The 12,851-nt window shown below is 51.6% G+C and carries 15 protein-coding genes; 9 read left to right on the top strand and 6 right to left on the bottom strand.

Features of this window, described 5'->3' with window-relative positions:
* Positions 1-45: 45 nt before the first annotated feature.
* From lspA to LPB67_RS04285, 4 genes are read left to right on the top strand one after another with little or no spacing between them, the layout of a single operon-like run.
* Positions 46-564 (top strand): signal peptidase II, encoded by a 519-nt coding sequence (gene lspA, locus LPB67_RS04300; protein WP_262835819.1) that lies wholly within the window; start codon positions 46-48, stop codon positions 562-564.
* A gap of 9 nt (positions 565-573) precedes the next feature.
* Positions 574-1,776, top strand: a complete 1,203-nt coding sequence (gene coaBC / locus LPB67_RS04295; protein WP_262835818.1) for a bifunctional phosphopantothenoylcysteine decarboxylase/phosphopantothenate--cysteine ligase CoaBC — start codon at positions 574-576, stop codon at positions 1,774-1,776.
* A 53-nt stretch (positions 1,777-1,829) separates the two neighbouring features.
* A complete protein-coding gene (dut, locus tag LPB67_RS04290; protein ID WP_262835817.1) occupies positions 1,830-2,279 on the top strand; it encodes a dUTP diphosphatase in 450 nt (149 codons plus the stop codon).
* Positions 2,230-2,841, top strand: a complete 612-nt coding sequence (locus LPB67_RS04285; RefSeq protein ID WP_262835816.1) for a GNAT family N-acetyltransferase — start codon at positions 2,230-2,232, stop codon at positions 2,839-2,841. Before dut ends, LPB67_RS04285 begins: the two co-directional genes overlap by 50 nt.
* A 74-nt stretch (positions 2,842-2,915) precedes the next feature.
* On the opposite strand, the gene LPB67_RS04280 is transcribed toward LPB67_RS04285, so the two are convergent.
* The 3 genes from LPB67_RS04280 to clpS are packed head-to-tail and all read right to left on the bottom strand — an operon-like array spanning position 2,916 to position 5,887.
* Positions 2,916-3,233, bottom strand: coding sequence for a hypothetical protein (locus LPB67_RS04280; RefSeq protein ID WP_262835815.1), 318 nt, complete (start codon positions 3,231-3,233; stop codon positions 2,916-2,918).
* A 48-nt stretch (positions 3,234-3,281) separates the two neighbouring features.
* Positions 3,282-5,582, bottom strand: coding sequence for an ATP-dependent Clp protease ATP-binding subunit ClpA (clpA, locus tag LPB67_RS04275; RefSeq protein WP_262835814.1), 2,301 nt, complete (start codon positions 5,580-5,582; stop codon positions 3,282-3,284).
* Entirely contained in the window at positions 5,579-5,887 is a 309-nt protein-coding gene (clpS, locus tag LPB67_RS04270) for an ATP-dependent Clp protease adapter ClpS (RefSeq protein WP_262835813.1), read from the bottom strand. Before clpS ends, clpA begins: the two co-directional genes overlap by 4 nt.
* Positions 5,888-6,428: 541 nt before the next feature.
* Between clpS and LPB67_RS04265 the strand changes: the two genes are divergently transcribed.
* Positions 6,429-6,632: a cold-shock protein gene (locus LPB67_RS04265; RefSeq protein ID WP_126129050.1), complete on the top strand. Its 204-nt coding sequence runs from the start codon at positions 6,429-6,431 to the stop codon at positions 6,630-6,632.
* A 79-nt stretch (positions 6,633-6,711) separates the two neighbouring features.
* Here the strand turns inward: LPB67_RS04265 and rpiA are convergent, their stop codons facing one another.
* On the bottom strand, positions 6,712-7,383 hold the full coding sequence (rpiA, locus tag LPB67_RS04260) for a ribose-5-phosphate isomerase RpiA (RefSeq protein ID WP_262835811.1): 672 nt from the start codon (positions 7,381-7,383) through the stop codon (positions 6,712-6,714).
* A gap of 102 nt (positions 7,384-7,485) precedes the next feature.
* A complete protein-coding gene (locus tag LPB67_RS04255; protein WP_262835810.1) occupies positions 7,486-8,538 on the bottom strand; it encodes a serine/threonine protein kinase in 1,053 nt (350 codons plus the stop codon).
* Between the two features lie 83 nt (positions 8,539-8,621).
* On the opposite strand from LPB67_RS04255, the gene LPB67_RS04250 reads away from it, so the two are divergent.
* A complete protein-coding gene (locus LPB67_RS04250) occupies positions 8,622-9,320 on the top strand; it encodes a UPF0149 family protein (protein WP_262835809.1) in 699 nt (232 codons plus the stop codon).
* Between the two features lie 136 nt (positions 9,321-9,456).
* Positions 9,457-9,711: an acyl-CoA-binding protein gene (locus tag LPB67_RS04245; RefSeq protein WP_262835808.1), complete on the top strand. Its 255-nt coding sequence runs from the start codon at positions 9,457-9,459 to the stop codon at positions 9,709-9,711.
* A 121-nt stretch (positions 9,712-9,832) separates the two neighbouring features.
* Here the strand turns inward: LPB67_RS04245 and LPB67_RS04240 are convergent, their stop codons facing one another.
* Positions 9,833-10,819 (bottom strand): 2-hydroxyacid dehydrogenase, encoded by a 987-nt coding sequence (locus tag LPB67_RS04240; protein WP_262835807.1) that lies wholly within the window; start codon positions 10,817-10,819, stop codon positions 9,833-9,835.
* Positions 10,820-11,334: 515 nt separating this feature from the next.
* On the opposite strand from LPB67_RS04240, the gene fdxA reads away from it, so the two are divergent.
* Both fdxA and LPB67_RS04230 read left to right on the top strand, forming a co-directional pair.
* Positions 11,335-11,658, top strand: a complete 324-nt coding sequence (gene fdxA / locus LPB67_RS04235) for a ferredoxin FdxA (RefSeq protein ID WP_186915210.1) — start codon at positions 11,335-11,337, stop codon at positions 11,656-11,658.
* Positions 11,659-11,742: 84 nt separating this feature from the next.
* The gene (locus LPB67_RS04230) at positions 11,743-12,813 is read left to right on the top strand and encodes an NAD(P)/FAD-dependent oxidoreductase (RefSeq protein ID WP_262835806.1); all 1,071 of its coding nucleotides are present in this window, start codon (positions 11,743-11,745) and stop codon (positions 12,811-12,813) included.
* Positions 12,814-12,851: the final 38 nt, after the last annotated feature.

Below are 12,851 nucleotides of genomic sequence, written 5' to 3'. Positions count from 1 at the left end.
AATCGATATTCATCTCGTTGACCGAAATAATTTACTTCTCATACTATGGCCACCAAAAAACGTAATTCGTTTTCTACCGTCTCTCAGTCCTCCGGCAATTCGCTAGTGCCGTGGCTGGGCTTGGCGAGCATTATCATTTTGCTCGATCAGCTCAGCAAAATTACGATTGCCAAATTATTTACGCTAGGTGAATCGCTGCCGCTCACCTCATTCTTTAATCTGGTGCTCGCGTATAACAAAGGGGCTGCCTTCAGTTTTTTATCGTCTGAATCCGGCTGGCAGCGTTATCTGTTCACCGCAATCGGCGTGATCGCAGCGCTATTCATCACTTATCTGCTGAAGCAACATGCGGGGCAGCGTTTATTTTGCTGGGCACTCTCGTTGATCATGGGCGGCGCGCTGGGCAATGTGATTGACCGTCTGATGTATGGCCACGTGATCGATTTTCTCGACTTTCACTACAAGGAAATTTATCACTTCCCGGCCTTTAATATTGCGGATAGCGCGATCTGTATCGGTGCGGCATTGTTCATTCTCGATGAATTGCGTCGCGTTAAAAAATAAGGAGTAATCATGCGACTTGCTGGCAAAAAAATCGTACTCGGCTTAACCGGCGGTATCGCCTGTTACAAGGTCGCAGAACTGACGCGCGGCCTCACTAAAGCAGGCGCATCGGTACAAGTCGTCATGACACCCAGCGCAATGCAATTCATTACGCCAGTGACCATGCAAGCCTTGTCTGGCAATACGGTATACACCGACCAGTGGGATGCCCGCATCCATAACAATATGCCGCATATCGACCTGACCCGCGATGCCGACGCGATTGTGATAGCCCCTTGCAGCACGGATTTCATCGCCAAGCTGGCGCACGGCGCTTGCGACGACCTGCTGTCAACTCTGTGCATGGCGCGCCCACACCATGTGCCGCTGCTGATCGCTCCCGCAATGAATGTGGAAATGTGGCTCAATCCGGCCACCCAACGCAATGTCGCGCAAGTCAAAGCGGACGGCATACAAGTACTGGGCCCTGCTGCGGGCGAACAAGCCTGCGGCGAAGTCGGCATGGGCCGCATGCTGGAAGCGGATCAATTACTGACCGAGATCATCGCGTCTTTTCAGGCGAAAACCCTAACGGGAAAATCTGTCCTGATCACCGCCGGTCCGACGTTTGAACCCATCGATCCGGTACGCGGCCTCACCAATCTGTCGTCGGGAAAAATGGGTTATGCGATTGCGCAGGCTGCATGGGAAGCCGGTGCTGACGTGACCCTGATCTCAGGCCCGACGGCTTTAGATACGCCCTATGGCGTACGCAGAATCACCATACAGACGGCACAACAAATGCATGACAGCGTCATGGCAGAACTGGCAGCACGTCATCAGAGCGTATTCGTCGCAGTCGCCGCAGTCGCCGACTGGCGTGTCGCCAACGCGAGTCCGCAAAAAATTAAGAAGACCAGCGACAACGATACGCCGCAACTCCAGTTTGCGCAAAATCCCGATATTCTCGCCAGCGTCGCTGCGCTGACCAATGCCCCCTTCTGCGTCGGCTTTGCCGCAGAATCGGAAAATTTACTGGAATACGGTACAGCGAAACGGGCAAAGAAAAACGTGCCTCTGTTGGTCGGCAATATCGGTCACCATACCTTCGGCAAAGATGAGAATGAATTGATCTTGTTCGATGCAAAAGGTCACACCACCCTGCCGCGTGCGGATAAGCAAACCCTCGCCCATCGGCTGATACAAGAAATCTCCCGGCGTTTGTCAAAATAAATCCGCTCAGGCAATCAACGAATTAACTTAACTACTTCCAAGCCAATATACGCATGAAAAATATCGATCTGAAAATCCTCGACGTCCGCATGAAAGAGCAATTGCCGGCCTACGGCACGCCAGGCAGCGCGGGGCTCGATCTGCGCGCCTGCATCGATACGGCGATCACGATCAAACCGGGCGAGACTGTCTTGATTCCAACCGGTCTGGCAATCCATATCGGCGATCCAGCGTATGCCGCGATGATCCTGCCACGCAGCGGCATGGGTCACAAAAACGGTATCGTGCTGGGTAATCTGGTCGGCTTGATCGATTCCGACTACCAGGGCCAACTGATGGTCTCCACCTGGAATCGCGGCCAGAATGAATTCACCCTGCAGCCAATGGAAAGACTCGCGCAACTCATCATCGTTCCCGTTTTACAAGTCGGTTTCAATATTGTCGAAGAATTCAGTGACAGTGCACGTGGCGAAGGTGGATTTGGCAGTACCGGTAAACATTGAGTATCAGCTGCTGAATAGCCCTGACAATGATAGTCTTGCCGTGATCTCACAACATGGCCGTATCGACCTATGTGCCGCCACCGCAGAAGACCTGCCTCGTATCGAGAATATGATGCAGTTCTACAATTACGATTTTAGCGAATGGCATAAGATCGAATTAAGCGATACAGGTCTTTTTGAATTGCAACCAAAAGCAGCGTATTGGAGCAGAAACGGCGTCAAACCTTTTCTGATCAAAGTGAATGATGCCTTGGCTGGATTTGCCGTACTGGATGATGAACTTGTGGACAATGCCAGCGATTATAATCTCGGCTATTTCTTTATACTGCGAGGCTATCGCGGCAAAGGCATATCGCAGCTTGCGATTCAGCTATTACTCGAACGATTTCAAGGCCGCTGGGAAATTTATTGCCTCCGTCAAAACCTGGTAGCAGAAAAATTCTGGCGAAAAACACTGGCGAGCGTTCTTGGATATGCAGTTATATCTAGCGAGGTACGAATCCATGACGAGGATTGCCGCTTATTTAACTTCAGCTCAAAAAAAATAACTAAACATTATTGAATTTGCACAAAAATAAAGCCTCCGAATTCACACTCGGAGGCTTTATGCATTGTTGGCTGGCGCTGCAGCCTTTGCTACTTTCTCATCTTGCGGCTGCGGCCTGCAGATTCACGCAATATGGTGTAATTCCACTCATCATTGCACACACCGGATTCTGTCGTAACACTAACCCTGAACGTATCCTTCCCATCTTTGAGTCTTTGACCGGATGCAACATACTTCTTACTGACATCGTGTCGCTCATACACATCCACTTCGACCTGATTGCCTTCCATCGCATCCTGAGAGAGAACCGAATCAATTGTTTTGGATGTGTATTCCAGCACATAGGTTGGTAGCGTAAGTCCCCCCATATTTTTCTCCTGAGCACAAATAATTTCAATTGTTGCCACATCAAAACCGGGTCAATCTCACTCCAGACAGTACTGCTAATGATTACGCTATTCGACTTCTACCACTTCCTGAGATGCTGCCGGCGGGGTCGCGTCACCCTCTGAAAATTCCAGCTTGATCTGATCTTTATCATCCAGATCCACGACGACACGGCCACCGCTGACCAGCTTACCGAACAGCAGTTCGTCTGCCAGTGCTTTGCGTATCATGTCCTGGATCAGTCTGGCCATTGGCCGTGCGCCCATCAATGGATCAAAGCCTTTTTTGCCCAGGAATTTACGCAAATTATCGGTGAATGTCGCTTCAACTTTTTTCTCATGCAATTGTTCTTCCAACTGCATCAGGAATTTGTCGACGACGCGCAAGATAATCTCTTCATTCAAAGCGCGGAAGCTGATGATTGCATCCAGACGATTGCGGAATTCTGGAGTAAACATGCGTTTGATATCGGCCATTTCATCGCCAGCTTCTTTGCTGTCGTTGAAGCCGATAGAACGTTTCTGCAAGCTCTCCGCACCCGCATTGGTAGTCATGATGATGATGACATTGCGGAAGTCGGCTTTGCGGCCATTATTGTCCGTCAGCGTGCCATGATCCATGACTTGCAACAGGATGTTGAACACATCGGGATGCGCTTTTTCAATCTCATCCAGCAGCAAGACGGAATGCGGTTTTTTGTTGATCGCTTCCGTCAGCAAACCGCCCTGATCGAAACCGACGTAACCGGGCGGCGCACCGATCAGGCGACTGACCGCATGACGCTCCATGTATTCGGACATATCAAAGCGGATCAGCTCAATGCCGAGCGTGAACGCAAGCTGTTTGGCGACTTCTGTTTTACCGACGCCGGTAGGGCCGGAGAACAGGAAGGAGCCGATCGGCTTATCCGTTTTGCCCAAGCCAGCGCGTGCCATCTTGATGGCAGACGACAAGGCATCGATGGCAGGTTCCTGGCCGAACACCACGTTCTTCAGGTCGCGATCGATCGTTTGCAATTTGCTGCGATCGTCCTGATTGACCGTTTGCGGCGGGATACGGGCGATCTTGGCAATGATGTCTTCGATATCGGCTTTGCCTATGGTTTTCTTTTGCTTCGATTTTGGCAAAATGCGTTGCGCCGCACCTGCCTCATCGATCACGTCAATCGCCTTATCCGGCAAATGGCGATCATTGATAAAGCGTGCAGACAATTCTGCTGCAGTAGTCAATGCGGATGCCGAATATTTGACGTTATGATGCTCTTCGAACTTGGATTTGAGTCCGCGCAGAATTTGTACGGTTTGCTCAATGGTCGGCTCGTTTACGTCGATTTTTTGGAAACGGCGTGACAGCGCATGGTCTTTTTCAAAGACGCCGCGATACTCGGTGTAAGTCGTCGCACCGATGCATTTAAGCTGACCATTCGACAAAGCAGGTTTCAGTAAATTAGACGCATCCAGAGTACCGCCCGAAGCAGATCCGGCACCGATGATGGTATGAATTTCGTCGATGAACAGGATGCCGTTTGGCGTGTCCTTCAATTGTTTGAGCACACCTTTCAGGCGCAACTCAAAGTCGCCGCGATATTTGGTGCCCGCCAGCAGTGCGCCCATGTCGAGCGAGTACACCACGGCATTTTGCAGCACCTCAGGTACATCGCTCTGAGTAATGCGCCATGCCAGGCCTTCGGCAATCGCGGTCTTGCCGACACCGGCCTCACCGACCAGCAAAGGATTATTTTTGCGGCGACGGCACAGGATCTGGATCACACGCTCGACTTCGCTCTCGCGACCGATCAGAGGATCGATACGACCTTCAGCCGCAGCCTTGTTCAGGTTCTGGGTAAACTGATCGAGCGGATTTTCTTTTGGCTGACCTTCGGCCTGCACTTCTTCGCTGCCCTCTTGTGCTTTTTGCGGCTCAGCTTGCTGATCCTTGCGCACACCGTGGGAAATGAAGTTGACGACATCCAGACGAGTGACGCCCTGTTGATGCAGGTAATACACCGCATGCGAATCTTTTTCGCCAAAGATCGCGACCAGCACATTCGCGCCGGTCACTTCCTTCTTGCCATTTGACGCCGATTGCACATGCATGATGGCGCGCTGGATCACGCGCTGAAAACCCAGCGTAGGCTGCGTGTCCACCTCGCTCGTACCGGGTACGGTCGGCGTGTTATCGCTGATAAAGTTGCTGAGAGATTTGCGCAGATCTTCAATATTTACGGCGCAAGCCCGCATCACTTCGGCAGCGGAAGGATTGTCCAGCAAGGCAAGCAACAGGTGCTCCACCGTGATGAACTCATAACGAGCCTGCCTGGCCTCAACAAATGCCATATGCAGGCTGACTTCCAGTTCTTGCGCAATCATACTTCCTCCATCACACATTGCAGGGGGTGCCCTGCCTTACGAGCGTGCGTTAACACGAGTTCTACTTTGGTTAAAGCGATATCCTTCGAATACACTCCGCATATCCCTTTACCATCTCGATGTACCTTGAGCATGATCTGCATCGCGGTTTCGCGGTCTTTATTAAAGTACTCCTGAATGATGGCCACGACAAATTCCATTGGCGTGTAGTCGTCATTGAGCAGCGTCACCTGGTACATGGAGGGCGGCTTGAGCTTTTGCTCCTGCTTCTCCAATAAAGTACCGTTTCCTTGCTTGTTTCCCATACGTCTATTCTAGTACGTTGATCTGATCGAGAGTCAAATAATAAACGAATAAAAAGAGGCTTATTTGATCAATGAGAGATGAATAAGTCTGACTCTTCTCAGATGTTACGCGTTTTCAGTATTTTTCGCAGATGGTGCCTAAAATCAATTACTCAAGCCCGCCCCGCATCGTAATTCACTGCCCCGCATAAAAATTCACTTTTTTTGTGCAAACACTCAATATTCTGGTTCAAGGCACTCGCCTGCGAGCGGCATTGGTTAGCCTCAGCCGGAATACTACGGATTTCTGCACCTTTTTGCTGCCTGGCTGAACGCATTGGACGCTACCTGAGATTATTGTCATTAAATAAAAAAACAACAGTGTTTCATATAGCAACAAAATCTCTTGACTTTACTTTTTTTTCCGCCAAGAATGATATTTATTGACAAGACAAAGTAGTAATTAGTCAATAGAAGTGGGCAAGTTTAGGAGGAGGCGGCGTTACGCTAGGTTTCTTGCTTTTACGGCTCGTGTGATTAGTTTATATTTGAAAGATGCATTATGGCAACAGGTACCGTCAAGTGGTTCAATGATTCCAAAGGCTTCGGCTTTATCACTCCGGATGACGGCGGTGAGGATTTGTTCGCCCACTTTTCCGCAATCCAAATGAACGGCTTCAAGACCCTCAAAGAAGGTCAAAAAGTACAGTTCGAAGTCACGCAAGGCCCTAAAGGCAAGCAAGCTTCCAACATCCAGAATCCTTAATCTCACTGATTAAGTTTTGACAAAAAGCCCCGCTTCGGCGGGGCTTTTTTTGTGTTGTGAGGTACAAAACGCCGGTCAATTAAAATGTCAGCGTCTTGACACCCCCGGCAGTCCCCAGCAAGCAAACATTCGCACCCTGTTTTGCGAACAGTCCGACCGTCACCACGCCCACGATATTATTCATCGCCGCTTCCAGCGCGACCGGATCGGTGATTTGCAGACCGTGTACATCGATGATGATATTACCGTTATCGGTCAATAAGGGCTGACCGTCTTTTAAGCGCAGATGCGCTGCGCCGCCGAGCGCATTCAGTTTGCGCATGACGACCGCCTGCGCCATCGGGATCACTTCTATCGGCAAGGGGAATTTACCTAACAGATCGACCAGCTTCGATCCGTCGGCGATGCAGATGAACTTGTCGGCGACCGAGGCGACGATTTTTTCGCGAGTGAGTGCCGCGCCGCCGCCTTTGATCATCGCGCCTTGCGGTGTGATTTCGTCCGCGCCGTCGATATACACCGGCATGGCGCTCACCTCATTTAAATCGAAAACGCTGATGCCGTGACCGCGCAGCCGCGCTGCCGTGGCTTCCGAAGACGCGACCGCACCTTTGATCTTATGTTTGATCTTGGCCAGCTCGTCAATGAAGAAATTGGCGGTAGAGCCTGTGCCGACGCCGACAATGCTGTCTTCGACAACATACTGGATGGCGGCTTGGGCAACGGCTTGTTTGAGTTCGTCCTGAGTCATGATGCGCATTTCAAAAGTGAGGAAATGACAGCATTTTAACGGATCGCCTTCGCATCCTTACCATCAAAATGCATAAAATCTGGAACTTTCCAGATCACCAATTCACACCGCCAGCGGCGGCTCATCCATCAAGGCGACCTGCTCGCGCAGCTCCAGAATGCGGTCTTGCCAGTAGCGTTGCGTATTAAACCAGGGGAAGGCTTGTTTGAACGCCGGATCGTCCCAGCGTTGCGCCAGCCAGGCGGAATAATGCAGCATGCGCAAGCTGCGCAAGGCCTCGATCAAATGCAACTGGCGCGGCTGGAATTCGGCAAAATCCTCGTAGCCAAACAAGATATCGCTGAATTGCGCAGTCATGTCAGCGCGCGTGCCAGATAGCAGCAGCCATAGATCCTGAATAGCCGGCCCCATGCGGCTGTCATCAAAATCGACGAAATGCGGCCCGCCATCGGTCCACAACACATTCCCCAGATGGCAATCGCCATGCAAACGGATCATTGCCATCGTCCCGGCCCGCTCATAACTGCGCGCTATGCCGTCTAACACTAAATTCGTAATACTTTTGTAGGCAGCAACCAGATCTGCCGGGATGCAGTCATGCGCCAGCAGATAGGCACGCGGCTCATGACCAAAGCTATCGATATCGAGATTGGCACGATGCTGGTAGTTTTTTTGCGCTCCGGCGGCGTGGATACGACCGATAAAGCGCCCCAGCCATTCGCGCGTATCGGCCTGATCGAGTTCCGGCGCACGTCCGCCCTGTCTTGGAAATACCGCAAAGCGAAAGCCTGCATGGGTCGGCAAACTGCGTCCATCCGCCGACACCAAGGCGGGCACCACCGGAATCTCCAGCTCATGCAACTCAGCCACAAATGCATGCTCCTCAAGGATTGCTTCGTCCGTCCAGCGTTGCGGCCGGTAAAATTTAACGATCTGCGGCGGCCCGTCATCCATACCGAGTTGATACACCCGGTTTTCATAGCTATTCAGCGCCAGCAGACGGCCATCGCACTGGAATCCGGCCTCATGCATGGCATCCAGCACGCACTCGGGCGTCAATCCGGCAAATGCGTGCGAGCTCGCATCCGGCGCACTCTCTGATGCGCTGCCTGACGCACTATCGGTGCTGGCAGCGTTAAAATTAGGTGATGTCATAGGCCGCATTGTACGTTCAAACTCCCCACGAACGCGGGACAAAGCGCTACACTTCCGGTATTTCCACCTTCACGACTCTAGCCATGCATCTCGACGAACCTCTCAGCGATAAAGAATTTAACGAACTGGACAAATTTTTGATGTCCGACCGCGTAGGCGACGATGGCATGACCATGGACGCACTGCACGGCTACCTGACCGCGATTGCGATCGGGCCGGAGATGATCCCGATGACAGAGTGGCTGCCGCTGGTCTGGGGTCTGCCGGACCAGGCCGAACCGAAATTCAAAACGCCGAAAGAAATGGAGCGCATCACCACGCTGATCGCCCGTTTCATGAATGAAATCCAGATTACCTTTGAAGTCGCGCCGCAGGAATTTGAGCCGCTGTTCTGCGTCATGGAGCAAGACGGCAAAGAACTCATCGATGGCGAAACCTGGGCCTGGGGTTTCTGGGAAGGCATGCAATTACGCGATGAACAGTGGGAACCGATCTACGAATCGGCGATCGCTCCTTTGCTGCGCCCTATCTATTTGCTGGGCGCCGAGGAGATCGAAGAAGAAGAGATGAAGCTGGTCGACACGCCGGAAAAATGCCACCATCTTGCGATTGAACTGGAAGCCGCGATCCCCGAGATCCGCCGCTTCTGGGCACCGCTGCGTAAATCGGGTGTGGCCACCATTAAGCGCGACGCCCCGAAAGTGGGCCGCAACGATCCCTGCCCTTGCGGCAGCGGTAAAAAATACAAAGCCTGTTGCGGCGCTGAACCGACGATCCATTAGCCATAGCGCCATTAGCGCTTTCAGCCGACTCCGATTGCAAGGGTATTTGTCTGAAGATTCCCTCTAGCGATCTGCTTGGGGCCACATGGCGAGTATGTTATTTTGCTGCTTTCGATTCATCCAACAGGAGTAGCGTATGAGCCTGCAAGACCAGTTCACCCAAGCCTTAGCCGATTCAAAAAACCTGCCGGAGCGTCCTGACAATATGACGCTATTGAAAATCTACGCCCTGTTTAAACAAGGCAGCGCCGGCGATGCAACGGGTGATCGTCCGGGCATCACGGACTTCGTCGGTCGCGCCAAGTTCGATGCCTGGGCTGCGCTGACAGGCACGACGAAAGAGGCGGCAATGCAAGACTACGTGGATCTGATCAATGGTTTGAAAGACTAAGCCAGGGCCTTAGTTTCGATAGCCATACAACATCAATTTAGGGGGGAGTATTTTTCATTTTCGCCGCAGATATTGCGGAATATGCTATAAAAATGATGGTACTCCCACCCAGTATGATATTTTAACCCTTACTTTTCCACACGTCTTGGTTCAATAAATTCGGTGGCCGCTGTCCGCTCAGGGCCGCAATCAGATTCGCCGCGGCACATCCCGCCATCGCTCGTCTGGTCGCCTCCGAAGCACTTGCAATATGCGGCGTCAGCACGACATTGTTTAAACCTAAAAAATCGGGATGGAATTTCGGCTCGTTCTCGAACACATCCAGGCCCGCTGCGGCAATCGTCTTGGCCCGCAAAGCGGCAATCAGCGCCGCATCATCGACAATCCCGCCACGCGCCAGATTAACCAGGGTCGCGGTCGGCTTCATCGCTGCCAGTTCGGCAGCACCGATCGTGTGGTGTGAAGCCGTTGAATACGGTAGCACCAGAACCACATGATCGGCGCTGCGCAACAAGTCTTCCTTGCTCACATAACTGGCGTTATTTGCATACGCTTCCTGCTCAGCATTCAGGCGTGAACGATTGTGATAAATGACTCGCATATTGAACCCCATGGAGCGCCGTGCAATCGCCTGTCCGATGCGCCCCATGCCGATTACACCCAGGGTAGATCCGTGAATATCGGCGCCGAGAAAACCGTTATACGACCATTTGTGCCAATGACCGGCGCGCAACCAGTGCTCGGATTCGGTAATGCGGCGCGCGGTCGCCATCAATAAGGCCCAGCCGAAATCGGCCGTGGTTTCGTTCAACACATCCGGTGTATTACTCGCCATCACAGCATGGGCAGAGCAGGCAGCGACGTCGATATTGTCGTAACCGACCGCCATTTGCGCAATCATTTTCAGCTCAGGCAATTGCCGCAATAAGTCACTATTAAAACGCGCGCTGGCGGTCGTGAATACACCCTGCTTGCCTTGCAATTTCGCGGCCAATTCTTGCGGCGAAAAAATCACATCATCCTGATTCGATTCGACCTCAAAATGCTGTGCCAGCAATTGCAAAATCTCCGGGAACACAGCGCGGGTCACCAAAATAGCAGGTTTCATTTTTATCCTAAAAAAAAGGAGCGTCATCCATATCGACCAAAGCACAAAAATCAGCACCGGGTCAATTCACCAACAATTTATCTGATTTTTCCGTCTTAATATCCTTATCGTAGGATAGGCTTTTGCTTGGAGTGATGTCGGCAGAATCAGCGGAATTGACGGAATCGGCTCATATAGTAACTGCAAATTCCGCAGGATATTTTTGCATTTGGCGAGCATCAATTAATTTCATCCAAAAGCCTTATTCAAAAAATAAGAGGCTTTTATGCCTGGTAAACCAGATGGGAAGTAAATTCTTAAAAAAATCCTTAAATGCGCCGCCAAGTGGCAGCAGGCAAGCATCTCTGCATCGACTCAGACGGGACCCACTCCGACCGGCCACGCATTTGCTTATGCGTATTTTATCTAAGCCTGAATTGTGAGTTAGAGTAAATTGCCTTAAAATACAAGGCTTTGCAGCTATGGCTTTATATAGCTGTGCCTTAATCCTCCCGAATACTTAAAGAAGGACTGTTATGACCCACGTTGTGACCGAATCCTGCATCCGTTGCCGCTATACCGATTGCGTGGATGTATGCCCGGTGGACTGCTTCCGCGCAGGTCCCAATTTCCTGGTAATCGATCCAGATGAATGCATCGACTGCGCTGTCTGCGTCGCCGAATGTCCAGTCAATGCGATCTATGCCGAGGAAGATGTGCCAGCGGATCAACAACAGTTCATCAAAATCAATGCTGATCTGATCCGTAGCTGGCCATCGATTACCAAAACTACCAGCCCGCTGGCCGACGCCGATGACTGGAAAGATGTTAAAGACAAATTGCAATATCTGGAACGTTAATCGGTTGCTGCGGTAAGCCAGCAATAATGCACTTGCCGATTCACTTATTCTCGCCCGCAAGAAAATCAGGAAATACCACGTCGTATGGAAAACAATAAAACAAATCCAGCAAACCCAGTGATCGAGGCCGATGCCGTGATCGTTGGCGCTGGTCCGGTCGGTCTGTTCCAAGTATTTGAACTCGGCCTGCTGGAAATCAAAGCGCATGTCATCGACTCTCTCGCAGTCGTCGGCGGTCAATGTGTCGAGCTGTATCCGGACAAGCCTATCTACGACATTCCTGCGGTGCCGGTCTGCACCGGTCAGGAATTAACGGATAATTTGCTGAAACAGATCGAGCCGTTTGAACCGACTTTCCATCTGGGTCAAGAAGTGACTCTGGTCGCACGCCGTGAAGACGGCCGCTTTGATCTGGAAACATCGGCTGGAACGCGCTTCATCACCAAAACTATTTTCATCGCAGCAGGCGTTGGATCGTTCCAGCCGCGCACCTTGAAAGTTGAAGGCATCGACGCCTTCGAAAACAAGCAAGTGTTCTATCGCGTCAAAGATCCTACGCAGTTCCATGGCAAGAATCTGGTGATCTGCGGCGGCGGCGATTCTGCCCTGGATTGGGCCCTGAACCTGGTCGGCAAAGCTGAATCGATCGTCTTGCTGCACCGTCGCGACGATTTTCGTGCGGCACCGGCTTCGGTCGCCAAGATGAAGGAGCTATGCGAGAACTACGAGATGCAATTGACGATTGGTCAGGTCACCGGGATCGAAACCAAGGACGACCTGCTGTCCGAGATCAAAGTCACCGGCGCCGACGGCGTCACGCGTCGCATGCCGCTCGATAATTTACTGGTATTCTTCGGCCTGTCGCCAAAACTCGGCCCTATCGCCGACTGGGGCCTGGATATCGAACGCAAGCAATTGAAAGTCGTGAATACCGAAAAATTTGAGACCAATGTTCCCGGCATTTTTGCGGTCGGCGATATCAATACTTATCCAGGCAAGAAGAAACTGATTCTGTCCGGCTTCCACGAAGCGGCCCTGGCGGCGTTTGGTGCAGCACCATATATTTTCCCTGAAAAGAAAATCCACATGCAATACACCACGACCTCGCCGAAACTGCACAAGATCCTGGGCGTGGAAACACCCGTGTTCGACTAAGGTTTTTCGCTTGAACAAAAACCGCAGCCATGCTGCGG

This window comes from Undibacterium sp. Jales W-56, assembly GCF_025548535.1.
Lineage (GTDB): Bacteria > Pseudomonadota > Gammaproteobacteria > Burkholderiales > Burkholderiaceae_D > Undibacterium.
This window is presented reverse-complemented; position numbering and strand designations above follow the sequence as displayed.

Excerpts from the sequence above, each read along its gene's own strand:
- lspA (WP_262835819.1), top strand. The coding sequence starts at position 46 with ATGGCCACCAAAAAACGTAATTCGTTTTCTACCGTCTCTCAGTCCTCC.
- coaBC (WP_262835818.1), top strand. The coding sequence starts at position 574 with ATGCGACTTGCTGGCAAAAAAATCGTACTCGGCTTAACCGGCGGTATC.
- dut (WP_262835817.1), top strand. The coding sequence starts at position 1,830 with ATGAAAAATATCGATCTGAAAATCCTCGACGTCCGCATGAAAGAGCAA.
- clpA (WP_262835814.1), bottom strand. The coding sequence starts at position 5,582 with ATGATTGCGCAAGAACTGGAAGTCAGCCTGCATATGGCATTTGTTGAG.
- clpS (WP_262835813.1), bottom strand. The coding sequence starts at position 5,887 with ATGGGAAACAAGCAAGGAAACGGTACTTTATTGGAGAAGCAGGAGCAA.
- LPB67_RS04265 (WP_126129050.1), top strand. The coding sequence starts at position 6,429 with ATGGCAACAGGTACCGTCAAGTGGTTCAATGATTCCAAAGGCTTCGGC.
- rpiA (WP_262835811.1), bottom strand. The coding sequence starts at position 7,383 with ATGACTCAGGACGAACTCAAACAAGCCGTTGCCCAAGCCGCCATCCAG.
- LPB67_RS04255 (WP_262835810.1), bottom strand. The coding sequence starts at position 8,538 with ATGACATCACCTAATTTTAACGCTGCCAGCACCGATAGTGCGTCAGGC.
- LPB67_RS04250 (WP_262835809.1), top strand. The coding sequence starts at position 8,622 with ATGCATCTCGACGAACCTCTCAGCGATAAAGAATTTAACGAACTGGAC.
- LPB67_RS04245 (WP_262835808.1), top strand. The coding sequence starts at position 9,457 with ATGAGCCTGCAAGACCAGTTCACCCAAGCCTTAGCCGATTCAAAAAAC.
- LPB67_RS04240 (WP_262835807.1), bottom strand. The coding sequence starts at position 10,819 with ATGAAACCTGCTATTTTGGTGACCCGCGCTGTGTTCCCGGAGATTTTG.
- fdxA (WP_186915210.1), top strand. The coding sequence starts at position 11,335 with ATGACCCACGTTGTGACCGAATCCTGCATCCGTTGCCGCTATACCGAT.
- LPB67_RS04230 (WP_262835806.1), top strand. The coding sequence starts at position 11,743 with ATGGAAAACAATAAAACAAATCCAGCAAACCCAGTGATCGAGGCCGAT.